33 protein-coding genes are annotated in these 25512 nt (G+C 72.3%); 14 read left to right on the top strand and 19 right to left on the bottom strand.

The window, feature by feature from the left end; translation table 11 throughout:
* Window positions 1–103: 103 nt before the first annotated feature.
* On the bottom strand, window positions 104–532 hold the full coding sequence (locus ACZ7BZ_RS15110) for a (2Fe-2S) ferredoxin domain-containing protein (RefSeq protein WP_470358708.1): 429 nt from the start codon (window positions 530–532) through the stop codon (window positions 104–106).
* Window positions 533–698: 166 nt separating this feature from the next.
* Between ACZ7BZ_RS15110 and lepB the strand changes: the two genes are divergently transcribed.
* Window positions 699–1370, top strand: a complete 672-nt coding sequence (gene lepB, locus ACZ7BZ_RS15105) for a signal peptidase I (protein ID WP_470358707.1) — start codon at window positions 699–701, stop codon at window positions 1368–1370.
* A 233-nt stretch (window positions 1371–1603) separates the two neighbouring features.
* A complete protein-coding gene (locus ACZ7BZ_RS15100; protein WP_470358706.1) occupies window positions 1604–2542 on the top strand; it encodes an SGNH/GDSL hydrolase family protein in 939 nt (312 codons plus the stop codon).
* Between the two features lie 131 nt (window positions 2543–2673).
* On the opposite strand, the gene nicT is transcribed toward ACZ7BZ_RS15100, so the two are convergent.
* A complete protein-coding gene (gene nicT / locus ACZ7BZ_RS15095; protein ID WP_380459570.1) occupies window positions 2674–3810 on the bottom strand; it encodes a Nickel transporter NicT in 1137 nt (378 codons plus the stop codon).
* A gap of 306 nt (window positions 3811–4116) precedes the next feature.
* On the opposite strand from nicT, the gene ACZ7BZ_RS15090 reads away from it, so the two are divergent.
* A complete protein-coding gene (locus tag ACZ7BZ_RS15090; protein WP_470358705.1) occupies window positions 4117–5976 on the top strand; it encodes a CocE/NonD family hydrolase in 1860 nt (619 codons plus the stop codon).
* Window positions 5977–6024: 48 nt separating this feature from the next.
* Window positions 6025–6816 (top strand): aspartate/glutamate racemase family protein, encoded by a 792-nt coding sequence (locus ACZ7BZ_RS15085; protein WP_470358704.1) that lies wholly within the window; start codon window positions 6025–6027, stop codon window positions 6814–6816.
* A 22-nt stretch (window positions 6817–6838) separates the two neighbouring features.
* Here ACZ7BZ_RS15085 and ACZ7BZ_RS15080 read toward each other — a convergent pair whose 3' ends face one another.
* Complete coding sequence (locus tag ACZ7BZ_RS15080) at window positions 6839–7381, bottom strand: TetR/AcrR family transcriptional regulator (RefSeq protein WP_470358703.1); 543 nt, start codon at window positions 7379–7381, stop codon at window positions 6839–6841.
* A 111-nt stretch (window positions 7382–7492) separates the two neighbouring features.
* Here ACZ7BZ_RS15080 and ACZ7BZ_RS15075 point away from each other — a divergent pair, with 111 nt between their 5' ends.
* A complete protein-coding gene (locus ACZ7BZ_RS15075; protein ID WP_470358702.1) occupies window positions 7493–7999 on the top strand; it encodes a carboxymuconolactone decarboxylase family protein in 507 nt (168 codons plus the stop codon).
* Window positions 7996–8199 carry a hypothetical protein gene (locus ACZ7BZ_RS15070; RefSeq protein ID WP_380459580.1) on the top strand — a complete coding sequence of 68 codons (204 nt, stop codon included), beginning with the start codon at window positions 7996–7998 and terminating at the stop codon, window positions 8197–8199. The genes ACZ7BZ_RS15075 and ACZ7BZ_RS15070 overlap by 4 nt, the downstream gene beginning before the upstream one ends.
* A 142-nt stretch (window positions 8200–8341) precedes the next feature.
* Here the strand turns inward: ACZ7BZ_RS15070 and ACZ7BZ_RS15065 are convergent, their stop codons facing one another.
* The 3 genes from ACZ7BZ_RS15065 to ACZ7BZ_RS15055 all read right to left on the bottom strand — a co-directional run bounded on the left by ACZ7BZ_RS15065 (window position 8342) and on the right by ACZ7BZ_RS15055 (window position 10628).
* Complete coding sequence (locus ACZ7BZ_RS15065; protein ID WP_470358701.1) at window positions 8342–8923, bottom strand: SMI1/KNR4 family protein; 582 nt, start codon at window positions 8921–8923, stop codon at window positions 8342–8344.
* Between the two features lie 84 nt (window positions 8924–9007).
* Window positions 9008–9577, bottom strand: a complete 570-nt coding sequence (locus tag ACZ7BZ_RS15060; protein ID WP_470358700.1) for a hypothetical protein — start codon at window positions 9575–9577, stop codon at window positions 9008–9010.
* A 52-nt stretch (window positions 9578–9629) separates the two neighbouring features.
* Window positions 9630–10628, bottom strand: a complete 999-nt coding sequence (locus ACZ7BZ_RS15055) for a hypothetical protein (protein ID WP_470358699.1) — start codon at window positions 10626–10628, stop codon at window positions 9630–9632.
* A gap of 184 nt (window positions 10629–10812) precedes the next feature.
* On the opposite strand from ACZ7BZ_RS15055, the gene ACZ7BZ_RS15050 reads away from it, so the two are divergent.
* The gene (locus ACZ7BZ_RS15050) at window positions 10813–11364 is read left to right on the top strand and encodes an HAD domain-containing protein (protein ID WP_470358698.1); all 552 of its coding nucleotides are present in this window, start codon (window positions 10813–10815) and stop codon (window positions 11362–11364) included.
* 59 nt (window positions 11365–11423) lie between these two features.
* Here the strand turns inward: ACZ7BZ_RS15050 and ACZ7BZ_RS15045 are convergent, their stop codons facing one another.
* The 8 genes from ACZ7BZ_RS15045 to ACZ7BZ_RS15010 all read right to left on the bottom strand — a co-directional run bounded on the left by ACZ7BZ_RS15045 (window position 11424) and on the right by ACZ7BZ_RS15010 (window position 15266).
* Window positions 11424–12242, bottom strand: a complete 819-nt coding sequence (locus tag ACZ7BZ_RS15045) for a methyltransferase domain-containing protein (protein WP_470358697.1) — start codon at window positions 12240–12242, stop codon at window positions 11424–11426.
* A 68-nt stretch (window positions 12243–12310) separates the two neighbouring features.
* Entirely contained in the window at window positions 12311–12793 is a 483-nt protein-coding gene (locus tag ACZ7BZ_RS15040; RefSeq protein WP_470358696.1) for a GNAT family N-acetyltransferase, read from the bottom strand.
* Window positions 12790–13479, bottom strand: coding sequence for a serine/threonine-protein kinase (locus tag ACZ7BZ_RS15035; protein WP_470358695.1), 690 nt, complete (start codon window positions 13477–13479; stop codon window positions 12790–12792). The genes ACZ7BZ_RS15040 and ACZ7BZ_RS15035 overlap by 4 nt, the downstream gene beginning before the upstream one ends.
* Before the next feature lie 34 nt (window positions 13480–13513).
* Window positions 13514–14044 (bottom strand): DUF6879 family protein, encoded by a 531-nt coding sequence (locus ACZ7BZ_RS15030; protein WP_470358694.1) that lies wholly within the window; start codon window positions 14042–14044, stop codon window positions 13514–13516.
* A complete protein-coding gene (locus ACZ7BZ_RS15025) occupies window positions 13968–14279 on the bottom strand; it encodes a hypothetical protein (protein ID WP_470358693.1) in 312 nt (103 codons plus the stop codon). The genes ACZ7BZ_RS15030 and ACZ7BZ_RS15025 overlap by 77 nt, the downstream gene beginning before the upstream one ends.
* 203 nt (window positions 14280–14482) lie before the next feature.
* Window positions 14483–14632, bottom strand: a complete 150-nt coding sequence (locus ACZ7BZ_RS15020; protein WP_470358692.1) for a hypothetical protein — start codon at window positions 14630–14632, stop codon at window positions 14483–14485.
* Entirely contained in the window at window positions 14620–14901 is a 282-nt protein-coding gene (locus ACZ7BZ_RS15015; RefSeq protein WP_470358691.1) for a hypothetical protein, read from the bottom strand. The genes ACZ7BZ_RS15020 and ACZ7BZ_RS15015 overlap by 13 nt, the downstream gene beginning before the upstream one ends.
* Window positions 14898–15266 carry an ATP-binding protein gene (locus tag ACZ7BZ_RS15010; RefSeq protein WP_470358690.1) on the bottom strand — a complete coding sequence of 123 codons (369 nt, stop codon included), beginning with the start codon at window positions 15264–15266 and terminating at the stop codon, window positions 14898–14900. The genes ACZ7BZ_RS15015 and ACZ7BZ_RS15010 overlap by 4 nt, the downstream gene beginning before the upstream one ends.
* Before the next feature lie 275 nt (window positions 15267–15541).
* On the opposite strand from ACZ7BZ_RS15010, the gene ACZ7BZ_RS15005 reads away from it, so the two are divergent.
* Both ACZ7BZ_RS15005 and ACZ7BZ_RS15000 read left to right on the top strand, forming a co-directional pair.
* Window positions 15542–16390: a helix-turn-helix domain-containing protein gene (locus ACZ7BZ_RS15005; RefSeq protein WP_470358689.1), complete on the top strand. Its 849-nt coding sequence runs from the start codon at window positions 15542–15544 to the stop codon at window positions 16388–16390.
* A complete protein-coding gene (locus ACZ7BZ_RS15000) occupies window positions 16387–16611 on the top strand; it encodes a DUF397 domain-containing protein (RefSeq protein ID WP_470358688.1) in 225 nt (74 codons plus the stop codon). Before ACZ7BZ_RS15005 ends, ACZ7BZ_RS15000 begins: the two co-directional genes overlap by 4 nt.
* A gap of 50 nt (window positions 16612–16661) precedes the next feature.
* On the opposite strand, the gene ACZ7BZ_RS14995 is transcribed toward ACZ7BZ_RS15000, so the two are convergent.
* On the bottom strand, window positions 16662–16970 hold the full coding sequence (locus tag ACZ7BZ_RS14995) for a cupin domain-containing protein (RefSeq protein WP_470358687.1): 309 nt from the start codon (window positions 16968–16970) through the stop codon (window positions 16662–16664).
* A gap of 71 nt (window positions 16971–17041) precedes the next feature.
* Here ACZ7BZ_RS14995 and ACZ7BZ_RS14990 point away from each other — a divergent pair, with 71 nt between their 5' ends.
* The 3 genes from ACZ7BZ_RS14990 (at window position 17042) to ACZ7BZ_RS14980 (ending at window position 20232) form a co-directional block, all read left to right on the top strand.
* Entirely contained in the window at window positions 17042–17836 is a 795-nt protein-coding gene (locus ACZ7BZ_RS14990) for a hypothetical protein (protein ID WP_470358686.1), read from the top strand.
* Window positions 17837–18104: 268 nt separating this feature from the next.
* Window positions 18105–19031, top strand: coding sequence for a trypsin-like serine peptidase (locus ACZ7BZ_RS14985; protein ID WP_470358685.1), 927 nt, complete (start codon window positions 18105–18107; stop codon window positions 19029–19031).
* A 151-nt stretch (window positions 19032–19182) separates the two neighbouring features.
* Window positions 19183–20232 carry a trypsin-like serine peptidase gene (locus ACZ7BZ_RS14980; RefSeq protein ID WP_470358684.1) on the top strand — a complete coding sequence of 350 codons (1050 nt, stop codon included), beginning with the start codon at window positions 19183–19185 and terminating at the stop codon, window positions 20230–20232.
* A gap of 77 nt (window positions 20233–20309) precedes the next feature.
* On the opposite strand, the gene ACZ7BZ_RS14975 is transcribed toward ACZ7BZ_RS14980, so the two are convergent.
* Both ACZ7BZ_RS14975 and ACZ7BZ_RS14970 read right to left on the bottom strand, forming a co-directional pair.
* Window positions 20310–21218 carry an aminoglycoside phosphotransferase family protein gene (locus ACZ7BZ_RS14975; RefSeq protein ID WP_470358683.1) on the bottom strand — a complete coding sequence of 303 codons (909 nt, stop codon included), beginning with the start codon at window positions 21216–21218 and terminating at the stop codon, window positions 20310–20312.
* A gap of 43 nt (window positions 21219–21261) precedes the next feature.
* Window positions 21262–21957 carry an SDR family oxidoreductase gene (locus ACZ7BZ_RS14970; RefSeq protein WP_470358682.1) on the bottom strand — a complete coding sequence of 232 codons (696 nt, stop codon included), beginning with the start codon at window positions 21955–21957 and terminating at the stop codon, window positions 21262–21264.
* Between the two features lie 68 nt (window positions 21958–22025).
* Here ACZ7BZ_RS14970 and ACZ7BZ_RS14965 point away from each other — a divergent pair, with 68 nt between their 5' ends.
* Window positions 22026–22847 (top strand): LysR family transcriptional regulator, encoded by an 822-nt coding sequence (locus tag ACZ7BZ_RS14965; RefSeq protein ID WP_470358681.1) that lies wholly within the window; start codon window positions 22026–22028, stop codon window positions 22845–22847.
* A gap of 90 nt (window positions 22848–22937) precedes the next feature.
* Here the strand turns inward: ACZ7BZ_RS14965 and ACZ7BZ_RS14960 are convergent, their stop codons facing one another.
* A complete protein-coding gene (locus ACZ7BZ_RS14960; protein WP_470358680.1) occupies window positions 22938–23792 on the bottom strand; it encodes a helix-turn-helix transcriptional regulator in 855 nt (284 codons plus the stop codon).
* Window positions 23793–23895: 103 nt separating this feature from the next.
* Here ACZ7BZ_RS14960 and ACZ7BZ_RS14955 point away from each other — a divergent pair, with 103 nt between their 5' ends.
* Complete coding sequence (locus ACZ7BZ_RS14955) at window positions 23896–24636, top strand: SDR family NAD(P)-dependent oxidoreductase (RefSeq protein ID WP_470358679.1); 741 nt, start codon at window positions 23896–23898, stop codon at window positions 24634–24636.
* Here ACZ7BZ_RS14955 and ACZ7BZ_RS14950 read toward each other — a convergent pair.
* Window positions 24624–25289 carry an HAD family hydrolase gene (locus tag ACZ7BZ_RS14950; protein WP_470358678.1) on the bottom strand — a complete coding sequence of 222 codons (666 nt, stop codon included), beginning with the start codon at window positions 25287–25289 and terminating at the stop codon, window positions 24624–24626. The genes ACZ7BZ_RS14955 and ACZ7BZ_RS14950 overlap by 13 nt on opposite strands.
* Between the last annotated feature and the right edge of the window lie 223 nt (window positions 25290–25512).

Below are 25512 nucleotides of genomic sequence, written 5' to 3'. Positions count from 1 at the left end.
TGCGCGGAACCGCTCGATGCCACCGGTCATGGTAGTGGCCACGCCCCGACACCGCCCCGGGGCGTGGATCTGACGAACCGTCAGCACCGGCCAGGGCGTCCGGTCATTCCGGCAGGCCCTCGCGGACCCGGCGGGAGACCGAGATCAGCTGGAGGTCGAGCAGCCCGGGCGGATCGGCCAGGCCGGGCCCGCCCGCCCGCACCCAGGCGGCTATGTCGTCGATCATCTCGTCCATCAGCACGAAGCCGAGCCAGACCGGACGGCCACCCGCCGCCCGCCCCTCGCTGGACGGGCCGACCACCACCACGTTGGACTGGGAGCAGACGTCCAGGCACTTGACCGCACGGACCCGGCCCGCCGGGCCGACCGCCGTCCGCAGCCGTTCGTACTGCCCCGCGTGGTCCACCCCCGGGTGCTTCGCCTCGGTGCCGCAGCAACAGCCCCGGCAGACGGTGACGGTCACCGGGGAGCCGGCACCCCGCCTGCCCTCGCGGTCACGGTCGCGGTCGCGGTCGCGGTCTCGGCGGCTCATCCGCTCTGGTCCCCCTCCTGGTCGGCGGGCCCGGTCGACGGCACGCTCTGCACCGGAACTGTACCTGTCAGGCCGCAGGGTCCCGAGGGCAGCCCGAGCGCCCGAGCCGCCTGAAATAGGATCCGGCGGAGGAACGGTCGGGGAAAGACGAAAGAGGAACGGGCGGATGCCGAAGCAGAGGGCCCGGGGCCCGTGGTTCGCGGTGGCCGTGGCGGTGTTCGGCCTGCTGTGCGGGGCGCTCGGACTCTCGGTGGTGCTCACCGGCGGCTACTCCGTCCACCGCATGGACGGCACCGCGATGGCGCCGGACCTCCGGCCGGGCGACCGGATGCTCGCCGACCGGGTCGCGGCCGCGGACGTGCGACGCGGCGGGATCCACATCGTCGACTCCCCGTGGGGCCTGCCCGGCTCCCCCGTGTTCCGAGTGATGGCCCTCGGCGGCCAGCGGATCGCCTGCACCGGCGGACAGCTCAGCCTCGACGGGTCGCCGCTGGACGAGCCGGCCGATCGCCGGGCCGGCACCTGCGCCCACGACTTCGACGTCACCGTCCCGCCCGGGCGGGCCTTCCTGATGGGCGATCACCGCGACACCGCGGTCGACTCCCGGCAGCACGTGGACGACGCCCGGCAGGGCACGGTCGACCTCGCCCTGCTGACCGGGAACCGGGTGGTCTGGCACTCCGGCGGCGGCTCCCCCGCCCTGCCCGGCAAGCTGATCGGCGCGGCGTTCCTGATGGTCCTGGGGGCGCTGGTCACCGTGACCGGCCTGCTCGCCGCCGTGGTACTCGTCTCCTTCGCCGCCGCCCGGCGGCGGCCCGCGGCCGATCCCGCCGACTGAACCGAATTCCACTCCCGCACGTATCGCCTGCGCATACCGCCGTTGAATCGACGCCAATTCCGAAACGCGGTGGAGCGGAATTCGAAATGGCACCCGGTGCCATCTGACGGGATTTCCGGAAATCCCGTCGAAACCGTGGACGACGACGAAACCTGGCAGTAACTTACCTGCGAGTAGCTGTGGCCCGGCTCGGCATGACCCCCACCCGTCGTTTCTCTCCCCCAGGAGGAACCGTGCTCCGCCCTGCCCGGAATTCCCGGCGACTCCGCAATTCCGGCGTTCTCGCCGCCGTCGCCGTGGGCGCCGCCCTCGCGCTCACCTCCACCACCGCCCAGGCGGCCACCCCGGCCCCGAAGCACTACGTGGCCCTCGGCGACTCCTACGCCGCCGGCGCCGGCGTACTCAGCCCGTCGGCCGGTCTGTGCCTGCGCTCCGACCACAACTACGGCCACCTGGTCGCCGCCTCGCTCGGGGCCGGCGGCTACACCGACGTCACCTGCGCCGCCGCCAAGGTCAAGGCCATGACGCAGCCACAGTACGACGCCTTCATCCGGGTCAACGACCCCCAGCTGGACGCGGTGACCGCCGACACCGACCTGGTCACCCTCGGGATCGGCGGCAACGACCTCGCGACCAGCGACCTCGGCCTCGGCGAACTGGTCGCCACCTGCATCGCCGGCGCCGTCGTCAACCCGCTCGGCACCCCCTGCAAGGACGTCTACCACCACGGCTACTGGGACTGGCGCACGATGTCCTGGCAGTACGGCAACGACGACCTGGCCGAGCGGATCAACACCACCATCGCCCCGCAGATCGCCACCACCCTGCGGCAGATCCACGCCAAGGCGCCCAAGGCCAAGGTGTTGCTGGTCGGTTACCCGTCCGTGCTGCCCGCCGACGGCAACGCCTGCGTCCTGCGCCAGCCGGTGACGCCGGGCGACGTCGAGTACATGCACGGCGTGCTCGACGAGCTGAACGCCGCCCTCAAGTCCACCGCGGCCGCCAACGGCGCCACCTACGTGGACACCGCGACGCCGACCCGCGGGCACGACGTCTGCTCGGACGACCGCTGGATCGAGGGCGCACTGCCCGGTTCGCCCGCCGTGCCGTTCCACCCCAACGCGACCGGCGAGAAGGTGATGGCGGACGCGGTGCTCACCGCGCTCGGGTAACCGCCGCACGTGAGTCGTAGGTGACTCCGGAAAGCCCCGAGGGGCCGGTGACCAGACCCCGGTCACCGGCCCCTCGGTTCCTCCTCGGGCGCGCCGTCCCGTTTCGGCGGCGCTGTTCCGACTCGGCGGTGCTATTCCGACTCGGCGGCGGAACCGGCCGCCAGCCCCGCCGACCACTTCTCCTCGACCCGGCCGAACTTCCAGAACGCGATCGCCCCGGCCCAGGTCAGCACGAACAGTCCGACGATCGCGTAGCCGACGAAGTTGAGGTCCAGGCCGCCGACCCAGGCGATCGGCCCGCTGGTGATGTCCAGCTTCTCGCCGAGCAGGCCGATCAGTTCGACCAGGCCGATGACCAGCGCCACCAGCACCGACAGGCCGGTGACGGTCAGGTTGTAGTAGATCTTGCGGACCGGCTTGGAGAACGCCCACTCGTAGGCGAAGTTCATGAACGAGCCGTCGATGGTGTCCAGCAGGCTCATCCCGGCCGCGAACAGGATCGGCAGCGTCAGCAGCGCGTACCAGGGCAGCGAGAAGGCCGCCGCGCCGCCCGCCAGCACCAGCAGGGACACCTCGGTGGCGGTGTCGAAGCCCAGGCCGAACAGCAGGCCCACCGGGTACATGTGCCACGGTTTGGTGACCGCCCGGGTCACCTTGCCGAGGATCCGGTTCATCAGCCCGCGCCGCTCCAACTGGCGCTCCAGCTCGGCCTCGTCGTACTCGCCCAGGCGCATCCGGCGGAACACCTTGAGGATGCCGTTGAAGGCACCCAGGTTGATCAGGCCGAGCAGCAGCAGGAACGAACCCGAGACGGCCGTGCCGATCAGGCCGGTCAGCTTGTGCAGGGTCGAGTCGTCCGCCTGGACCTGGTCGGCCAGCGTGCGGATGCCGAAGGCCAGCAGCGCGCAGAGGCCGAAGACGATCGAGGAGTGCCCGAGCGAGAACCAGAAGCCGACCGACAGCGGCCGTTTGCCCTGGCCCATCAGCTTGCGGGTGGTGTTGTCGATCGCCGCGATGTGGTCCGCGTCGAAGGCGTGCCGCATGCCGAGGGTGTAGGCGGTCAGGCCCATGCCCGCGCCGAAGACCTGGCCGCCGACGTCGTAGTGCTCGGGCGCGACCAGCGCGAGCAGCGTGAACCAGCCGATGACGTGCAGCGCGAGGATGAAGCCGCCCATCCCGGCCAGCCGGATCCACTCCTCGCGGGTGAGCCGGTCGCGCCATCGGACGGCTGCGGCGCCTGCCGGGGCACCTGTGGCGGCGCTGGGCATCGTGTGGTCCTTTCGGGTGGGTCGGGTTCGGTGGTCCGGGCGGAGCTGGGCCATCTTTCCCCCCTCGGGCAAGCAGTTGCAAGTCATGTGCAAGTGCTGGACGGCGGCGAACCGATCCACGACGGCGCAGGCCGGGGGCGCGCGACGCGCGGCCGCACTCTGCCGGGGTGTCACCACCGCAGGGCTTTCATCAGGAAATCGGGCGGTTCCTCCCCTAGGGTCGGAATGCCGAGCCCGCGGCGCGATCCCCGTCCGCGCCGCGAGCCGCTCGGCAGTCACCGGCCCGGGACCCCGATGGGAGCGGCCATGCCGTCGTACCCGTTCCACACCACCCGCGAGGATCTCCGCATCCCGCTGCCCGACGGCACCGAGCTCGCCGCCCGCCTGTGGCGCCCGGTCAGCGACGAGCCCGTCCCCGTCCTGCTGGAGTACTCGGCCGACCGCCTCGCCGACCGCACCGCAGCCGAGGACGCCCGCCGCCACCCCTGGTACGCCGGCCACGGCTACGCCGCCGTCCGGGTCGACACCCGCGGCCACGGCAACTCCGGCGGGCTGCCCGGCGAACCCGGCGGCGAGCAGGAGCTCACCGACGGCACCGCCGTCGTCGACTGGCTCGCCCGCCGCCCCTGGAGCAACGGCCGGGTCGGCCTGCTAGGCGTCGGCGCCGCCGGCACCACCGCGCTGCGGCTCGCCGCCCGGGTGCCGGAGACCGTCGGCGCGGCCGTCACCGCCTGCCCCGAGGGCGGCCACCGCCTCGGCGGCGCCGTCCTCGCCGCCGACCTGCACACCCGGCTCACCACCCTGATCGCCGACGCCGCCCTCCCCCCGGACCCGCGCCACCTCGGCGACGCCTGGCGGCCCGCCTGGCTGGCCCGGCTCGAATCCCTGGAGCCCCCCGTCGACGCCTGGCTCGCCGCCGGGGACACCACCGTGCCGGTGTCCGTCCCGGTGTTCGCCGTGGCCGGCTGGGGCGACCCGTCCTGCTCCTTCGTGCTGCGGCTGCTCGCCGAATCCCCCACCGCACACGCCCTGCTCGGCCCCTGGCCGCACGGACTGCCCGAGGCCGCCCTGCCCGAGACCCTGCGCTGGTGGGACCACTGGCTGCGCGGCGTCGACACCGGCGCCCTCAAGGAACCGGCCCTGCGCAGCTGGATCGGCACCCGCTGGACCGGCGACGACACCTGGCCCTCCCCCGACGTCCGGGAGATCCACTACGACCTGGACGGCCAGCTGCGCACCGCCGGCACCGCCTCCGACGACCGGTACGTCCACGTCCGCTCCCCCCAGCACACCGGCCTCAACGCCGGCGCGTACGTCCCGCACGGCCGCCCCGCCGACCGGCCGCCGGACCAGCGCGAGGAGGACGGCCGCTCGGTCTGCTTCGACTCCCAGCCGCTGCCCGAGCCGGTCGAACTGCTCGGCGCACCGACGGTACGGCTGCGGCTGCGGTCCGGGGACGCCCCCGTCCAGGTGGTCGCGCGGCTGTGCGCGGTCGGCCCGGACGGCACCTCCGCCCTGCTCACCCGGGGCGTGCTGACCACCACCGGCCCGGACGCCGAGGTCGACCTCGCCGCCTGCGCGGCCAGCGTCCCGACCGGGCACCGGCTGCGGCTCGCCCTCTCCTCCGTCTACTGGCCCTGGGTGTGGCCCACTCCCGACGACACCGGCTACGCCCTCGACCCCTCCCGCTCCACCCTCAGCCTGCCCGTCCGCCACCTGGCCGCGGACGTCGGCGCCGCCCCCGTCACCCTCGCGACGCCTTCGCTGCCCGACCCGCTGGACATCCACCTCACCGAACCGCTCACCGCCCGGCCCGAACACGTCACCGTGCACGACATCGGCCGCCACGAATGGCGCACCGAGCTCTCCCCCGCCACCGACGGCACCCGCACCCACCCCGACGGCCTGGTCCGCGACGAGCACACCGTCACCGCCTACCGAGTCCTCACCGGCGCCCCGCTCAGCGCCCAGGCCCGCACCGACCGCACCGTACGGCTGGAGCGCCCGGACCTCGGCTGGGACGTCACCGTCCAGACCCGTACCCAACTGCGCTGCGACGCCGGGCACTTCCTCAGCACGGTGCAGCTGCGGGCACTGGAGGCGGGGTCGGTGGTGTTCGCCCGGGAGTGGCAGCACCGGGTCGCACGGGAGAGCGAGTCAAACTAATCCTTATACAATTGCTTTCTGTGCATCAATTGCCTTATAACTAGCCGCATGAAAACCCTCGGCCTGATCGGCGGCATGAGCTGGGAGTCCACCGCCGAGTACTACCGCACCCTCAACCAGCTCACCCGGGACCGCCTCGGCGGACTGCACTCCGCCCGACTCATTCTCTACTCCGTCGACTTCGCCGCAGTCGAGGAACTCCAGACCGCCGGGCGCTGGGACGAGGCCGGCGCGGTCCTCGCCGACGCGGCCCGCGCCCTGGAGGCGGCCGGCGCCGACCTGCTGCTGATCTGCACCAACACCATGCACAAGGTCGCCGACCAGGTGGCCGAAGCCGTCTCCATCCCCCTGCTGCACCTCGCCGATGCCACCGCCGGCGCCGTCCGAGCCGCCGGACTTCGCCAAGTCGGCCTACTGGGAACGGCGTTCACCATGGAACAGGACTTCTACCGCGGCCGCCTGGCCTCCGGCGGCCTGACCGTCCTCACCCCCGGGCCCGCATCCCGCGCCCTGGTCCACCGGGTGATCTACGACGAACTGTGCCTCGGCATCGTCCGCGAGGAGTCCCGCGCGGCCTACCGGCAGATCATCGCCGAGTTGGTCGCCGCGGGCGCCGAGGGCATCATCCTCGGCTGCACCGAGATCGAACTCATGGTCCGCCCCGAGGACAGCCCCGTCCCCCTCTTCCCCACCGCCCGGCTCCACGCCGAGGCGGCGATCGACGCCGCACTGTCCGCATGGGCCGGCACCGCGGAGAAGGCCGAGCCGCCGGTCGACGCACAGGACCACCCCGTCGAGTCGCCGATGGACCTCCGCACGGCCCACGTCACGGTCGACTGACGCCCGAGCCGCGGGCGCCGGCTCAGGAGGCCAGCAGGGACTCCGCGATGCCGCGGGCCCGCCATGCGGCCTCCGGGGTGCCCTCGCGCAGGGCGGTGACGATGGCGCCGTCCATCAGGAGTGCGAACTGCTTGGCACGAACGGCTGGTTGGGGGATGTCCGCGTCGCGCAGGAGCTGCTCGACGAGTTCGATGACGCGGGTCTTGTGCAGGGCCGCCATGCGGCGCGCCGGACTGGACGGGTCCGCGATCTCGGTCATCGTGTTGATCGCGACGCAGCCGCGGTAGTCCTGCGCCGCGAAGCGTTCGGCGAGCGCGTCGAAGACGTTGAGCGGCTGGCCGCCGTAGGCCGCGACCCGCTCGCTCAGCCAGGCGCGCCACCGTGCGTCGCGCCCCTCCAGCACCGCGGTCACCAGAGCCTCCTTGCCGGCGAAGTGCCGGTAGAAGGAGGCCCGGCCCACGCCGGACTCGGAGAGGATGCGCTCCACGCCGACCGCGCGGATTCCGTTCGCGTAGAAGAGGGACTCGGCGGTGGCGAGCAGGCGCGCCCTTGCATTTACTGCCATGCACTCGATCCTAACCACCCTTGACGCCAAACGGCACCGATCGGTACCGTCCTGCTGTCGGTACCGATCGGTACCGTTTTCGGGGGACCGCATCACCTCGGGGGAGAAGTCGTGCAAAAGTCCGTGGACAAGGCCGAGTTGCTCGAACGCGTACAGAAGCAGCTGGGGCGGGTACCGAATCTCTACGCCTCGATGGCCGAGGCGCCCGCCGCCCTGGAGGGCTACCTGGCGATGCGCGACCAGCTGGGCCGCGGCGTGCTGCGGGCCAGGATGCGCGAGCAGCTCGCACTCCTGGTCGCCCAGGAGAACGACTGCACCTACTGCGTCAGCGCCCACTCGCTGCGCGGCAGCACGATGGGGCTGAGCGACGAGGAACTCCTCGCCACCCGCGACGCCTCCGACACGGACCCGCACGCCCAGGCCCTGCTGGCCCTGGCCCGCGAACTCATCCGCACCCGCGGACAGATCGGCGACGAGACCCGCGCACTGATCAGCGCGGCCGGCGTGACGGACGCGGAGGCCGGAGAGGTGGTGGCGCACGTGGCGCTCAACACCCTCTCCAACTACTTCAACCACCTGGCCCGTCCGGAGCTTGACTTCCCCGAGGTGACGGCATGAGCGAGGACTGGACCGAGGCGGCGGTCGAACTGAACGCCGGCTACACGGTGGTGAACGCGGACGGCGCGGCCGTCTCGTCCGCCCCACGGGCACTGGTGGCCCTGCAGGGCGGCTTCGCCAAGCTACGCCTGCCAGGCACCGACACGGTGCAGGTGGTCTCGGCCCCGGCCGTCCGCCTCATCACCCTCCGCCCCGCGTGACCCTGGCGGTCGGAGCTTCGACCGCCACCCCCATACCTGCGGCTGCGCGGCCGCCCGGGTCGGGACGCCCCGCAACCGACGTTGCGCGGCCGCCCGATCCGGGACGCCGGGCAGCCGCGGCCCGTCCTGGTGGAGGACTGAACTACCCGAGGAGGAGCGTCACTTCCCTCGCCAGCCAGTCCAGGTACCAGTCCGCGAAGTCCGGCCCGGGATTCAGGCCCTCGCCGTACGCGAGGTCGTCCGACCACACCTGGCCGCTCGCCTCCCCGGTCACCACCAGCCGCAGGAACCCGCCGCACCCCAGCTCGGCCAGCAGCATCGAGCCGGTGAACCAACAGGGATCGAAGGCCTCGTCGTCGGGGACGTGCCGAGCGCAGACCTCCAACTCGGGCCAGGGCTGGAAGCGTTCGACGTGCGGGAAGGGGACGGCGAACTCGTCGGCCCAGTCGGCACCCAGGTCGCTCTGCAGCCGAGCCCAGACGTCACCGCCCCAGCGGTACAACCCGTAGGCCGGCCCGGCACCGCCGCGTCCCACCGTGGTGATGAACGTCCGGTACGACAGCGGGAGTTCGAAACCGTGGGCCCGCTCGAAGCGGGCGACCTCCGCCTCCGCCACCGGCGGATCCAGCCGGTACCGGTGCCGCACCGCACCGAACCGCTCGTTCTGCGGGTCGGCCTGCGCCAGCTCCCGCAACTGCGCGCGCACGCCCTCGACGTCCCACATGCCGCCATGCTCGCACGGAGCGGCCGCACTGCGGCACTACTCGCCGACCCGGCGCAAGCCCTCAGGGCGCGGACCCGCCCCGGTTCAGCGTTGGGCGATCGCCGCGGCCAGGAGCATTCCGGCGGGGAGCGGTGCGAGCAGGACGAGGAGGAGCCCGAGTATCCGCCCTCCGGAGACGTACCACCGGGTCGGCTTCAGCCCCAGGATCGTCATGGCCCACGGTGACACGTAGCCCGCGCCGTGCCGGCGCACCGCATCGGCGATCAGCTGGACGTCCCGGTCGGCGACGGTGAGGATCACTCCCCCACCGGAGCGGTCCGACAGCCGCACGAACGTCACCGAGCCGGACCTGGAGAGCGCCTCCCAGGCGCGCACGGTCGCCAGGTCCGTCAGGTCCACCTCCCGCGCACCCGACCAGGTGCGGGCTCGGACGATTCCTCCGGCCACCCGCCAACCCGTCCGCCGCGCCGTCCCGGCGTCCAGCACGATCGCGGGACCGATCACGGCCACCAGCCCGGGTACGATCACCGCCCCCGAGCGGCCGAAGGCCGGGCCGACCACCAACGGCGGCACCACGATCGCCAGCAGGAGCACCCCCCAGCCGACGGCGAAGAGGACGCGCCGCCTTCGGACGGAGTGAGTCGAAGCGTTCACCGCGCAAACGTAGACCCACCGACCCCTCCGAGACCATGGCCACCGGAGCCTTCTAGCCGGGCCGATCAACCGTCGCCGTGGGCTCGACCGGGTTCTCCCCGCGCACAGTTCGCAGGACCTGAACGAGGCGCAGCGCCTCGGCGAGCCCGAAGCGGAACGCCAGCAGCAGGAAGGTGAGGAGCGGGACGGTGATCGCCGCCAGGGGCGCGGTGACGAAGGCGGGGAGGCCGAGCATCCCGGCCGTGACGGCCACCGAGAGGGTGAGCAGCAACGCCGTCGCGGCGGCGACGGCCAGCCTTCGTCCGTCGGCCCGGTCCGGCGACTCGGGGGCGCTCGTCGGCAGCTCCGGGGGCTGCCCCATCGCGCCCAGGAGGTCGGCGAACCGCCCGTCGGCGGTCTGCTCGGCGATCGCCCCCGCGAGCTCCGCCAGCTTCCGGGTGGCATGCTCCCGGTCCGGCAGCAGTTCGTCGGCGGTCCGTTCCAGCAGGGCCGCGACCTGTCGGGCATGGTCGAGCAGGCGCTTGCGGGTGCTCGACCGGGAGCCGTAGTCGGTCGCGACCCGGCCGGCCGCATCGATCAGCGCCTGCCCCAAGGCCTGGGCCTTGACGCTCAGTTCGGCCGCCTCCTGGTGCCCCGCCCCGGGTTCGCGCACCCGGGCGCACGCCCGCAGGACGGCGAGCGCGGGGAGCACCGGCTTGTGGGAGGGCCGGACGGCGACGGCCCGCACCGCGCTCCGCACCACGGTGGTGACGACGAACGCGGCGGCGCAGATGCCGACGATCTGCGCGACCTGCACCTTGTCCCGGTGGGTCGGGCAATGACCGAGTTCGGCGCCCGCGGAGGGAAGCAGCCCCCCGGGCGTGCAGTTCCCCTTCATCGCCGCGAGGATGAACCCGACCACGATCACCGCCGCGTACCCGGTGGCGAGGATCCGGGGCACCATGTCCCCGGCCGCTTGGTGGGCCAACGCACGGCGCAGCAGACCGACGTCGAGCGGCGTCCCCAGCACCGCCCGGAGGTCCTCGGCCGCCGTGGCCGTGCGACGTTCCACCGTCCGGTGGTGCAGGCGCCGAAGCGGTCGCCACAACGGCGGTGCGGCGGGCGGCGGGGACTGAGCGATCGTCATGGAGTCAGCTTGCCGCTCGCCTATGACAGTCGGCCGGCGGCAGGCGATATCCGCTTGGGCGCAACCCGGCCCGCCCGGTACCGTCCAGGGACGATCGAGGGGGTGCGACATGGTGCGGCCGCTGCTGTTGCTGGACGTGGACGGTCCGCTGAACCCTGACGCGGCGAAGCCGCACCGGCGGCCCCCGGGGTACGGCACCCATCGGTTGATGACGCCGCGCTGGCGGGCCGCCGAGCGGCGCCGGCTGGCGGCGTGGGGCCTGCCGCACAAGGAGCCGAAGCCGCTGCGGGTGTGGCTCGACCCGAGGCACGGGCGGGCGCTGACCGCGCTGCCCTTCGACCTGGTGTGGGCGACGACGTGGGAGGAGGAGGCCAACTCCTTCATCGGGCCCGTCCTGGGACTGCCCGAACTGCCGGTCATCGCCTGGTCCGACCCGCGGCCCGAGCCCGGGGGCGGGGTGTTCTGGAAGACCCCGGAGATCGTCGCCTGGGCGCGGGGCCGTCCCTTCGCCTGGGTCGACGACAACATCACGGAGGCGGACCGCGCCTTCGTCCGGGCCCACCACGACGGGCCGGCGCTCCTCCACCACGTCGGCCCGAAGACCGGGCTGACGGCGGACGACTTCATGCAACTGGCCGACTGGGCAGGCACGCTGGACTGACCGCCGTGCGCGGGAAGTCGGCCGGGCCGACTTCCCGCGCACGGTGACTCGGCGGCGGCTCAGCCAGGGCGGTGAGCGACGGCGACGAAGAGCGTCACCGACAGGTGGAACGCGCCCTGCTCGGCGGCGGCCGTGAGGTCGGCGTACAGCCCGTCGCGCTGCTCCTCGGTGATCAGGCCGCGCCCGAGCGCCGCCGTGGCGAGACCGCGGACGATCGGCCAGGTGACGGCACCGGGTTCGTGCAGCAGCACGTCCGCGCCGACGCGGTCGACGCTCAGACCGGCCGCGGCCAGCCAGCCGGTGAGTCGGCGCCCGGCATCCGGGGTGGCGGCGGTGCCCTGGGCGATGGTGGTCAGCGCGGGCCGCAGTTCGGGGGCGACCGGGTGGAGCACGAAGGTGGCCCAGTCGGTGTCGAGCAGCGCGACCCGGCCGCCCGGGCGCAGGACCCTGGCCATCTCGGCGACGGCCCCCGCCGGGTCGTTCAAGTGCTGGAGCACCCGCTCGCACCAGACCGCGTCCAACTCGCCGTCGGCCAGCGGCAGCGCGAGCGCATCGCCGGCCAGGAACTGCGCCGGGCTGCCCACCGCAGCGGCCCGCTGCTCGGCGACGGCCCGCAGGCCGGGGTTCGGCTCGATCCCGGTCGCGGCACCGTCCGGGCCGACCGCCGCCGCGAGCACCAGGGTCTCCGAACCGGTGCCGGAGCCGACGTCCAGCGCCCGCTCCCCGGGGCGCACGGCCAGGCACGCGTGTGCCCACTCGCGCAGCCGCCGCACGCCCGGATTGGCGGCCTGGACGTCCAGTGCGGCGACCAGCCGGTCGGTGACCGCCGGGTCGGCGTTGGGTACGTGGAAAGCGGACGTGGGGTGCTGTTCCGACACGACGTCCAGTGTAGGAGGAGGGCGCATGGTCGTCCTCGATCCTGGGGTGCGGTGATACCGGAAGCAGGTCAGGGGGTGGGGCCGGTGGTCGCCAGGGGTGGCCGGATCGCGTAGGTCACGAACTCGGTGCGGACTTCGGCGGGGGTGAATCCGGCCTTGAGGAGGACGCGGCCCGAGGCCGGGTTGTCGGGGTGGTGCCTGGCGTGGATCGACGGCAGGCCGAGGCGCCCCAGGCCCAGGGCGAGAGCCTTGCGCACGCCTTCGGTGGCGTAGCCCCGACCCCAGGCGTCCGCCCGCAGGATGTAGCTCACGGCGGCGGCTGGCCGGTCCAGGTGGAGTTTGACGATCCCGAGGACATCGCCGTCCACGGTGAGGCCGAGAGTGTGGAGCGTGCGCGGAGTGCGCTCCGCCGACGCGATGGCACCGGCCACGTACTCTCGCGCTTCGATGCTGTCCATAGTCCCCCGGCCGAGGTACCTGACCGACGCGGGACCGTAGATGAGCTGGACCGCCCCGGCGTCGTCGGGGATCAGCTCCCGCAGCTCGATCACCCGGCCACCGCTTCCACGAGTTCGGTCAGCTCGGTGGCGGTCGGCCGGTCGTCGGGGGCGGTCAGCAGGACGGACCGCAGCCGGGCCTGGAGGGCGGGCCAGGGCATCGCGGTGGACATCGGGACGGCGCGGTGGGCGATGGCCTTGCGGATGGCTTCCACCGGGGTGCCCCTGCCGAGGCCGGCCGTCTCGTAGTCCAGGGGCCACCTTCCCGTGGCGCAGGTCCACAGGGTGCCGGCGAGGGCGTGGACGTCGGCCGTCTGCGTCGTGGCGACGGGCTGGGGGCCGTTGATGATCCGGGCGGCCAGTTCGGGGGCGGCGAGGTGGATCATCGTGCCGTCGAACGTCGACCACGGGGTGCTGTCGAGTCTACCGGCCCAGGCGAAGTCGAGGAGGCGGACACCGTCGTCGGTGTGGACGCCGTGCTGGGGCTGGAGGTCCCCGTGTACCCAGCCGTCAGCGTGGAAGTCTGCCACGGCGCGGCACAGCCCGACGGCAGCGGCCAGGGCCTCGTCGCGCCCGCCGTCGTCGTTGCGCACAGGGCGGAAGACCTCCCAGGTGGAGGGCCCGACCAGCCAGGGGGTGACGTACCAGGTTCCGTCCGCGAAGCGCCCCGCCTTCTGGAGACGATCAGCGAGCGCCTTGCGGGCTGCTTGGGCGCTGGACGACGCGGAGGCCGGCGACATAATGCGGGTGGTCCGGTATTCGTAGTGTGGACGGTCAGACAGAGAACTTCTCGTGAGGGACAGCCCGGTGCCACACGGATTCGAAGGCGGTGGAGCAGAGCTTCACCACGTCGGGCTCGGTCCGCAGTTCCTTGGGCGGCTCGGCCCATTCCCCGGCCCCGGTGAAGTGGTTGAACTGGACGAGCTTGCCGTCGAACACCCAGAAGTCGTTGCCCGGCAGCGCGATGTCAGATGCCAGCCGGCGCGGGAGCCAACGCACCAGTTCGCCGGAGGCGAGGTTGACGTTCGTGCCGCCGTGTTCGTACCGGATGTAGTCGGTCACCGGCTCCGAGACGATGCGCGCACGCCGAATGACCACACCACGGTCAACCGTGGCGCGGATCATCTCCACCCAGTCACGCCAGTGGTCCGAGTTCGGGTCGTTGTCGCGTTCCCCGGTGCGAAGCCAGTGAGTGAAGCCCGACGACTCGTCGCCGACACCGTAGGCGTCACGCATCTCCAGGTGCACGGCCGACTTCGTCGTCGCCCTGAGCAGCGTCTCGAAGTCCGGCACGTTCGATTGCATCGCAGGCCTTCCTGATGAACGGGATCATGCTCTCGGGGACACTGACGACGGACTCATGCGTGGGCACGCCTACCTTGTGCCCGGCGACCCACTCGGTCTCGTTGACCTCAGCGAACTCGTCCCCGGTGAGGGTGTCGCTCTGGATGACGAGCCGACGCTGGGCGAGGTCCGCCCAAACGGTGGGAGAGCCCTCCTTCTCGGTGTCAGGGTCGATCCCGAAGAACTCTAGGCTCATGGCTGCCTCTCCTGTCATGCCGCTTGCGGGATCTCGCGTGAACCATCGTGGCGCGTACGCGTAGGGGCTGTCAGCGTTTCAGTCGACCTGATGGGCCCTGGCGCCAGCGCCTGATCTACAAACCCGTGACCAACGTGGATGTCGTGTCGACGAGGGCCTGCCGCCCGGCGGGTCCGGCCGGGCGGCGTGGGTTTCAGCGAGGGTCAGGCCGCCGGTTGGCGGTCGCGGGTGGGGGTGGGGGTCACGTCGTCCGGGCGGTGGGGCATCCGCAGGACGGCGAGCGCGCCGAGGCCGACGACGGCGATGGCGAGGAGAGGGAGGGCGAGGAGGGCGAGGCCGATCAGGAGTCGCACGGGTCGATCGCCTCGGTCTTGTCGTGCTTGTCGTGGTCGCGGAGGAGGGCGAGGAGGTTGAGGACGGTGCTGGCCGGCGCGTTGCCGAAGCGGACGAGGACGCGGCCGTCCACGACGCTGTCGGTGGTGGCGGAGGGCCAGACGAGGCCGAACTTGCGCCCACGATCAGCGAGTTCGGTGAGCAAGTAGGCGACTTCGAGCTCGGTGTAGGTGCGCATCAGCGGGTCGGCCGGCTCGATCGGGCGACTGCTGCGGTCGTCGGCGGTCACGCGGCGGCGTCCAGCTCGAACCAGACGGACTTGCCGGTCTTGCGGGGCTCCGTGCCGAAGCGGTGGGTGAGCGAGCGGACGAGGCGCAGGCCCCGGCCGGAGAGGGCGAAGGGGTCGGAGCCGTCGCGCTGGACGGGGAGGACGGGGCTCTCGTCGCTGACGGAGACGCGGAGGACCTCGCCGATGATGAGGACGACCACGATGGGCGCCGCACTGCCGCCGTGGCGCCAGGCGTTGACGAAGAGTTCGAGGAGGGCGACCTCGGCGTCGGCGACCAGGTCGGGCTTCCACCCGGCGCGCGAGGTGGCTTCGCGCAACTCCTCGCGCGGGGAGGACCAGTCAGGGGGGAGTTCGAGGGAGAACACGAAGGAACCTCCGTGGGGGCGAATTGGATCACTCATCGCCGCATACCGGCAGGCACGCCTTGGGCAAGGGCGAGATCACGGGCCGCCGCATACAGAGCGCACACGGCCAGCTACGCTCAGCATGGGGCCTATGTGAGGCGCAGCGCAACTCCTTCGCCAGAAGTCGCATATATGCAAATCGAACCTGAATTCGGCGGTCGGGACTACCAGTTGTTGGTAGCGCTGGTGCCCTTCACACAGGCAGACTGGTCAACTGACAGCTCAGGAGGGGCAACATGGCAGTCTCGACCGTTCGCCGCAGGCGGCTCGGCGGCGTGCTGCGAAAGCTGCGTGAGGAGCGGAAGCTCACCGCGGAGGTCGTTGCAGAGGCCACCGGCATGAGCCAGCCCAAACTCACTCGAATCGAGACGGCTCACACCGCAGCCAAGATCGAGGACGTCAACAAACTCCTCGACTACTACGGATGCGACGACGAGGACTTCCGAGCCGGGCTGATCGCCATCACCAAGGACGGCAGCAAGCGAGGATGGTGGCTGAGCTACCGAGATGTCCTTCACGCGACCGCCACGGACCTGATCCTGCTGGAGTCAGATGCTTCGACGCTGAGGACCTACGAGCCAGCATTCATCCCCGGACTCTTCCAAACTCCCGAGTACGCCCGCGTCGTCATCGATCGCCTTCGGACCGAGTCCAGCGGAACGGTCGAGGACATGGTTCAGGTCCGGATGGCACGGCAATCAATCCTCACCCGGCCGAATCCCGTCCAGGTATGGGCCGTCATCCATGAAACGGCTCTGTGCTCGAATGCCAACCGTCCCGACATCATGTCTGCTCAGCTGGACAAACTGATCTCGTTGAGCCGCCTGTCCAATGTCAACATTCAGGTCATGCCAGCAGGAGCTGCAGTTCACCCCGGCATGGCAGGCGCCTTCGCCCTGCTCGGGTTCCCCCAACGTGCGGACCTGGACGTCGTCCTCGCCGAAGCCCTGATCAGCAGCCTGTGGGTCGAGGATCCAAGCGACGTGGAGATCTACCGAGCGAAGTTTCAGGAGATCACGGCTGAGGCTTTGCCAGTCGACTCATCGCTCGATTTCATCACCGCACAGAGAGACAAAGTCAAGTGACCTACTACTACCCCGACGCTTCTGCCACTGGACTCGCTTTCCGGAAGTCGAGCTACAGCGGGGGTAACGACAACTGCGTTGAGTACGCGCTGCTTTCCGGGGAAGTCGTGATTCGCGACAGTAAGAACCCTTCTGGCCCTGCTCTGGGCTTCGGCCGTGCGGCACACGAAGCCTTCATCGAGGCCATCTCCGCGGGAGAGTTCGACTTCGGACTCCTCTGAGCGCCACTGAGTGGCGCCTCGCCCGGCTCCGGGCGAGGCGCCACCACCGGTCACTCCTCCTCGGGGACCTCCACGATCAGCAGCGTCCCCCAGCTGCCCGCCCGCACTGCGTGCCGCGCGCCCGCCGGGATTCGGTACAGCTCGCCGGCGGCGACCGTCAGCTCCTCCCCGTCCACATCCAGCTCCAGGACGCCGTCGGCGACGAACAGCGCCTCGGCCGTCCCGTGCGCCTCCTGCTCCAGCTCGCGCCCGTCCATCCGGAGCACCTTCACCGCCGCCGTTCCGACCCGGCCCAGGACCACCGAGCGCCAGGCGCCGGGCAGTTGGGCCGCATGTTCCTTCACGTCCACCAGGCTCATGACCAGGGACGCTATCGGGGCCGACCGCTGAGTTGGTCGACCGTTTGGCAAAACCTGCCAGGATCTCCGGAGTGAATGCTCGCGCGCTGTACGAGGCGCTACTCGACGACGACCGCCCCTACGAGGACGTCATCGGCCCCTGGCTCGCACAGACCATGGCCACCGACTACCGGGCACGCCTCCAGGCCGCCGCCACCCCGCACGATCAGTGGTGGGCCGAGGACCCGGACCTCCTTGAGGAGCTCTACGCGCTCAGCCGGGTCAGCGACTTCCTCCTCCTCGACCCGCAACTCCCGCCCTACCTCCACCTGTTCATCGCCCTCGGGATGACGCAGATCGAGCCGTCCCCCTTCGACCCCTTCCTGCACGAGATCACCGAGGTCGAACAGGCCGACGACGCGGACGCCCCCATCGAGATCCTCGACGGAGGCCACCGCTGGCCCGCCCTGATGCTCGGCGAGCTGCTGTTCAGCCGCGCCGGCGTCCGGGTACGGGCCGGCGCCGCGCACGCGGAACGCGGCGTGGCCGACCGCTGGCCGCTCTACTGGACCCACCGCCGCGCCCACCGCCCCACCCGCGACCTCTCCCAGGGATGGGGCGACAACTCCCAGTGGCGCACCGACTTCCGCCTCGACTACCGCACCCCCACCGGCGACCTGCTGAACGTCGCCGAGTCCGCCCCCATCGACGGCGACCCCTCCCGCGACCCCGATGGCTACGGCAACCTCGGCCCCGACGAACGCCTCCTCACCCCCGCCGAGCGCCGCGAACTCCTGCGCCACCGCACCTTCCTGCGCACCCCCGCCACCCCCGCCGCCTCGCCCGCCTGGGCGGCGGACCTGTGGCCGTTCGAGTGGCGACTGTAGGACCTTCGGGCGGCGTGCCGGTCCGTGGTCGCCGATACAGGACTGAAACGCTCCGTATCGGAATCGATCGTTACCGATGGAAGGATGAAACCTCCCCTAGACGGAAATCTGACGTCCCGTTCCTAATGTGCCACCCATGCCACAGACGCATAGGACCACCAGACGAGCGCTCTTACAAGTCGCCCTGACAGCAGTCGCCTTGGCCACCGGGCTCGCACTGTCCCCGCCCGCAGGGGCCGCGCCGGAGGTGGGCCCCGCCGGGAGCCGGGTGACCGTCCACCCGGAGGCGGTCACGGCCGCACAACAGCAGGCCGTCCTGGACTACTGGACCCCGCAGCGGATGGCCGCCCTGACCCAGCCGTCCTCCGACAACCCGCCCAAGAGCGGTCCCGACGGCGCCCCGTGGAGCGGCGCCGACACCCTGAGCAGGACGGTGGGCCGGCTCTTCTTCACCAACCACGGCGCGGACGAGAGTTGCACGGCGACCGTCGTGGACAGCGCGAACCGCAGCACCGTCGTCACGGCGGCGCACTGCGTCAACGGTCCTGACCTCCTCGGTGACGACAACGAGTGGCCGGCGAACGAGCTGTTCGTTCCCGGCTACCGCGACGGGCGCGCGCCGTACGGCACGTTCGTCGCCCGCGCCGGGGTCGCGGACGCCACCTGGCTCCTCAACGACGAGCAGAACGGCCTGAAGTTCGACGCCTACGACCAGGCGTTCCTGGTCCTGAACACCAACGCCGCGGGCCGGCGCGTCCAGGACGCCGTCGGCGCCGCGCAGCGCATCGGTTTCGACCGGCCGGGCGGCGCGCCGGTCCAGCAGTTCGGCTACCCGCGTGCGGCCTCCGACGATCCCGCCCGCGCGGGTCTGCCCGAGTACACCGGGGCCAGGCTCGCCCACTGCGCGGGACGGCCCCGCGAGTACCCCGGCACCACGGAGCACCCGGAGCCCCGGGGCCAGTGGGGCGTCCCCTGCGTGATGGGCGGCGGCTCCAGCGGAGGCCCCCGCATCGCCGACTTCGACCCGTCCTCCGGGACCGGCACGGTGGTGGGCGACGACACGCGAGGCGGCTACCTCGACTCCTCGGGCCGGGTGTGCGCGCCGGGCACCCCCTCCTGCGCCCGGCACCTGGTCGGCCCCCAGTTCACCTCCGCGATCACGAAGCCGCTGTACCAGGCCGCCTCAGCCGCTTAAGCCGCCCGAACAGCCCCGACCGCCCCGACCGCCCGGCTGAGCCGTGGGTCACGCCTGATCACGACCGTCCACCGCCACGAACCGTCCACCGCCACGAAGCACCCTCGCCCAACCGACCCCGACCAACCACCCCCGACCACGAAGGACAACGATGTCAGCCACCCACCGAGCGTTCCCCCGCAAACTCGTCGCCACGGGGGCCCTCCTGTTGAGTGCGACCACGGCGGCGGTGCTGCTGCCGACCGTCGCCCTCGCCGCGGAGCCGGAGCCCGTGACAACGCACTCCGGCGCCACCACCGCCCGGGAACGCAGCCGGATCGACGCCTACTGGACCCCCGCGCGGATGAGGCTGGCGGGCGCCCTGGTCCCCGAGAACACCCCCGTGCCCGAGGACGACAACACGCCCGACGACCCGCACCCGCTGCCCGCGGACACCCCGGACCCCGGCGCCACCTGGACGCATGGCGGCGAGGTGACCCGGAGCGTCGGCCGGCTCTTCTTCACCTTCTCCGACGGCTACGACGGCAGCTGCACCGCAACGGTCGTCACCAGCGCGAACCGCAGCACAGTGATCACGGCAGCGCACTGCCTGCGGGGAGTCGGAGCGCCCGCCGCCGACGACACGTGGCGGCACAACCTCTACTTCGTGCCCGGCTACCGCAACGGAACGAAGCCGCTCGGCGGCTTCAGCATCAGGAGCATGGCCACCTCCTCCCGATGGGACGCCGATCCGGGCACGACGACGTCCACCGACGTCGCGGTGGCCGGCCACGACACGGGGATCCTCGTGGCGAACCCCTCGGCCGAGGGACGGCGGGTCGCGGACGTCACCGGCAGCCAGCGGATCGCGTTCACCAAGCCCGTCCAGGGCGAGTTCATCCACGCTTTCGGCTACCCGAAGGACCGGCTCAACCTCCCCGACGCCAAGTACGCCGGATCGCGAATGATCCACTGCGCCGGACCGTCCCAGCCCGGCCCCAAGGCACCCCTCCTGTGGGGTGGGTCCTGCGACATGGGGCACGGCGCGAGCGGCGGCCCCCACCTCGCACGGTTCGACACCCGGACCGGCGTCGGCACGGTCGTCGGCGTCACCACCACCACGGACGACCTCGCGGGCGGGCCGGCCGGCACGCTCTACGCCACGCGGCTCGGCGACGGCGCCCACCGCCTCTACGACTGGGCGCAGCGGCAGTCGGTCTGATCCGGTACCCGGGCCGGCCACGCGCTCGTTCCGACCGCCCGCGCCACCGACCGCCCCGCGCCACCGACCGCCCCGCGCTACCGGGCGTCCGGTCCGGGGCGTCGGTCGGCGAGCAGTTCGCCGATCACGTAGCGAGCGGTGTCCGCCATCCGCCGGTTGGTGTCGCGGTAGTAGTCCAGTTCCATCAGCGCGACGGACAGCGCCCAGCCCCTCCCCCGCTCCCAGGCCGCGTCGTCGGCGCCGACGGCCGTCCGGAAGGCGTCGCGCGCGACGGCGGGCAGCACGTACCAGGCGGGCAGCAGGTCCACGGCCGGGTCGCCGAGGCCCGCGCAGCCGAAGTCGATGACGGCGCTGAGCCGGCCCGCACCGTCGACCAGCAGGTTGCCGGGCTGGAGGTCGGCGTGGATCCAGACCGGCGGGCCGAGGTGCTCGGGCGCACCGAGTCCCCGCTCCCACAGGGCGGTCACCTCAGCGGCGTCCACCATCTCCGCCAGCGCCGCCACCGCCCGCCGGACCGCCCCGTCCCGCGCCGCCAGCGGCTCGCTGCGGTAGGACGCCGGGCCGCCCGACGGCTCCACCCGGTGCAGCGCGGTCACGAAGGACGCCAAGTCGGCTGCCAGCACGTCAGGTTGACCAGAAGCACCGGCCGCCGGGTTGGCCCCGTCCAGCCACCGCAGCACCGACCAGCGCCACGGGCAGCCGTCCACCGGCTCACCCAGGGCCATCGGCACCGGTACGACGAAGGGGAGTTCGGGAGCCAGGCGGCTCAGCCAGGTGTGTTCCTTGGTGATGTCCTCGGCCGCCCCCGGGATGCGCGGGATCCGTACCACCAGGTCGGTGCCCAGCCGGTACATCGCGTTGCTCGTGCCCGCCGAATCCACCGACTCGACGGGCAGGCCGACCCATTGCGGGAACTGATCGGCCACCATCCGCCGGACCAGCGTCTCGTCGACGTCCAGTTCGTCCGCGTGCATCTTCCGAGCCATGGCACCCGACCCTGCCAGCAACCACGGCGGCCCGGCAATCCGATTACCAGGGCACGACCTGCCCCAGGTGGTCCACGAAGTGCAGGCCGGGCTTCCCCCGGTGCCGCTCGATCGTCTCCGCCACCCCGGGAACGCTCTCCTCCACGCTCAGCTCGGCCTCGGACCCGCCGAGTCCGGTGCGCACCCAGCCCGGGTCCATCAGCAGCAGCGTCCGCGCACCGTCCGCCCGGCGGGCCGCGTAGCAGCGCATCAGCTGGTTCAGCGCGGATTTGCTGGCCCGGTACAGGTCCTGGCCGCCGTCGTCGTTCAGCGAGATGCTGCCCTGGTCGGAGGACATGACGCCGATGGTCCCGGTCGGTGCGACCAGCGGGCCGAGCACCTCCACGACGCGCATCGGGCTGAGCGCGTTGGTCACCATGACCTCGGTGAACATGTCCGTCGGGACCTCGCCGATCGGGAGGTCGCCGCGGGTGATGGCGGCGTTGACGAAGAGCAGGTCGAGGGTGCGGCCGTGCAACCGGTCGCGCAGGGCGGCGATCTGCCCGGGGTCGGTCATCTCCAGGGACTCGACGGTCAGCCGCCCGCCGGCGGCGTCCGCCAGGTCGTGCAGGCCGGTGCGCCGGGCTCCGCGGGCGGTGCCGATGACGTCCCAGCCGCGGCGGAGCAGCTCGGCGGCGAGTCCGAGGCCCAAGGTCCGGGAGGCGCCGATGATCAGGGCGGTGTTACGAACGTCGGTCATGGTCCGAGTCTCCGAGCCGGAGGGGCGGGCGTCCAATACCCTTCCGGGCGCATTGATACCGTGCGGGCATGGATCTGGACCTGCGCAAGCTCCGCTACTTCGTCGCGGTGGCCGAACACGGCGGGTTCGGCCGGGCCGCGGGCGCGTTGTTCATCGCCCAGCCGGTGCTCAGCCGGCAGATCCGGGCGTTCGAGCGGGAACTCGGCTGCATCCTGTTCACCCGGACCACCCGCAGCGTCGAACTGACCGCCGCGGGAAAGAAGTTGTACGAGGAGGCGGCACGGATCACCGCCACCGTCGACACCGCCCTGGCCCGCGTACGGGAGGCCGCGCGGGGCGAACAGCTGCTCGTGGTGGCCTTCTCCCCCGGCCTGCACGTGTCGGAGGCGATCCGGGCGTTCACGGCACTCCACCCCGGGACCGGCATCGACGTGCTCCCGCCGCAATGGTGGGAGCGGGACGCACCGCTGCGCGACGGCCGCGCACACGTCGGCTACCTGCGGCGCCCCTTCGACGACACCGGGCTGCGTACGATCCCGATCGGCCGGGAGGCCAAGGTCGCGTGTCTGCCCGCGACGCACCGGCTGGCCGGCCGGAGCAGCCTCACCACGGCCGACCTCGACGGCGAGCCGATCCTCGACGGCCGGGCCCGGCGGCCCCACACCCTGGACGAGAAGTTCGAGCTGATCGCCGCCGGACGGGGCGTCGCCCTCGTGCCGGTCAGCATCGCGGGCTCCTACTCCCGCCCCGACCTGGTCTACCTGCCGGTCACCGACTTCCCGCCCGTCGAAACCTGCCTGGCCGTCCCGGAGGACGGCGACCGACCTGGCCCCGTACGGGACTTCCTCGACCTCGCCGTCCCCGTGCTGCGCGGCCGGGTCGCCGAGTAGCTGGGTAGCCGGGCCAGGGCCTTCCGTCAGGCCCGCCCACCGCGCCCGGCGGCCGTCGCGCCCACCGCCCGCCGCGACCGGCGGCCCCGCTCACCCCCGTACCGCGAGGTCCTGGCTCCCCACCACCTTGAGCAGTCGCAGCGCCGAGTGCGAGGGCGTGCCGGGGGCGGCGGTGTAGAAGGTCGTCCACTGATCACGGTGCGGGTCGTACAGCGCCTCGCAGTCGAGGTCGAGCCTGCCGACCACCGGGTGGACCAGGCGCTTGGTCGTCGAGCGGCGCATCTCGACGTCCTGGCGCGCCCACAGTTCGCAGAACTCCTCGCTGGTGGCGAGCAGTCGGTCGACCAGCCGGCGCACCCCGCTGTCGGCGGGGTAGCGGGCGGAGGCGGAGCGCAGGTCGGCGACCGCCCGGCGACCGAAGCCGTCCTGGTCGGCGGGCTCGTAGAGGGCGCGGGCGGACGGGTCGGTGAAGAAGCGCCAGACGAAGTTGCGCTCGCCGGGCGGCAGGGCGGAGAAGTCGCCGAGCAGGGCGGCGGCCATGGCGTTCCAGGCGAGGACGTCGCGGGCGGCACTGCACACCATGGCCGGGGTGTCGTCCAGCCGGTCGAGCAGGTGCAGGACGCCGGGCCGTACGTCGCGGGGCAGCACGGTCGGCGGCAGCGGCGCCTCGCCGACCAGGTGGTGCAGATGGGCGGTCTCGTCCTCGGACAGCCGCAGCGCCCGGCTGATCGCCCCCACCATCTGCCGGGACGGCCGCGGGCCCCGGCCCTGTTCGAGCCGGATGTAGTACTCCACCGACATGCCGGCGAGCTGCGCGACCTCCTGGCGGCGCAGGCCCGGGGTACGGCGTCGGCCGCCGGCCGGCAGGCCGACGTCGGCGGGCTGGATGCGGGCGCGCCAGCGCCGCAGGAAGGCGGCCAGCTCCGCCCGGTCCACGTGTTCCACGCCCCCAGTCTGACCTGCCCGCCCGGTCCGGACCATGGGACCGCCGATACCACCATCGACAGGGCTCTCCCGGGCCCGGCACCGCCCGGCCAGGGTGGTGCCCATGAACGACAACGACCACCGCATCGTCCTGATCACCGGCGCCAACAAGGGCATCGGCCTCGCCACCGCCGGCGAACTCGCCCGCGCCGGGCACACCGTGCTGATCGGCTCCCGCGACCCCGAGCGCGGCGCCGCGGCCACCGCCGGGCTCACCGCCCGGGGCCTGGACGCCCACGCCGTCCGCCTGGACGTCACCGACCCGGCGACCGTGGCCGCCGCGGCCGAACGGATCGCCGCCGAGCACGGCCGGCTCGACACCCTGGTCAACAACGCGGGCATCACCCGGGACTTGGGCCTCACCCCGGAGCAACTGCCCCTGGACGACCTGCGCGCCACCTACGAGACCAATGTGTTCGGCGCCGTCACCGTCATCAACGCGATGCTGCCGCTGCTGCGCAAGTCCCCGGCCGGCCTGATCGGCAACGTCTCCAGCGGCCTCGGCAGCTCCTCCGTCCTCGCCGACCCGGGCACCCCGGTCGGGGAGTTCGCGGCGCTGCTCGGCTACAACACCTCCAAGGCCGCGCTGAACGCCGTCACCCTGGTCTACGCCCGCACCCTGCGCGCCGAGGGCATCAAGGTCAGCTCACTGGAGCCGGGCTACTGCGCCACCGACATCAACGGCCGCTCCGGCCCGTCCACCGTCGAGGAGGGCGGCCGCCGGATCGCCCGGCAGCTGGGTGAAGCCCTGGCCGGACCGACCGGCCGGTTCTTCCACCCCGACGGCGGCAACTACCCCTGGTAGGCCGTGATCAGGCCGGGCAGCTCCCGCATGTCGTCGAAGACGACCGTGCCCGGCCCGGCCAGCCGCTCCGCCGCCGTGACGCCGCCCGCGTAGCCGAGCGCCCGCATCCCGGCGGCGCGGGCGGCCGTCACGCCGGGCCCGCTGTCCTCGACCACGAGGCAGCGGACCGGGTCGACGCCCATGCTCCGGGCGGCGTGCAGGAACAGGTCGGGCGCGGGCTTGCCGCGCCCGACCTCGGTGGCGCTGAAGATCCGGCCCTCGAAGCGCCCGTACAGACCGGTCCGGCCCAGGGTGTGCCGCATCTTCTCGTGGGTGCCGCTGGACGCCACGCAGGTCGGCAGCCCGAGCACGGCCAGCGCGTCCAGTGCCTCCGGCAGGCCGTCCACCGGCGTCAGCCCGGCGTCCACCGCCTCGGCGTGCAGCTCCCGGAAGCGCTTGTCGAACAGCGTCGCGGCCTCCTCCCCCAGCCGCTCGGCGACCATCGCGTGGTTGGCCGCCTCGGATCGTCCGACGAACCGCTCGATCGCCTCAGCCTCGGTGAGCGGCCAGCCGAACTCCTCCCCGAGCCGCACCAGCACGCGGACGGCGATCACCTCGCTGTCCACCAGGACGCCGTCGCAGTCGAATATCACCAGGTCTATCGGCTCGATCATCCGATCAGCATAGGGGTGGGTCGGGAGCGGTCAGGGCCCCGGCGACGGGAAGTTCGCCGCCGACCCGGGGACGCCGTCCGGCAGGTGCAGCGGATTCGAGCAGGGGTAGTCCGCCACAACGGCCGTGGCGTACTTCAACGCGATGTCCAGAACGGCCCGGCGAGTCCTGTCCGACTGCGGACGGGTGAACGCGAGGACCTGCCCCCCACGTACGGCCTGCCCG

Source organism: Kitasatospora sp. NPDC036934 (assembly GCF_055608425.1).
Note: the sequence above shows the minus strand (reverse complement) of the source record. Positions and strands in the feature narration are given on the sequence as shown.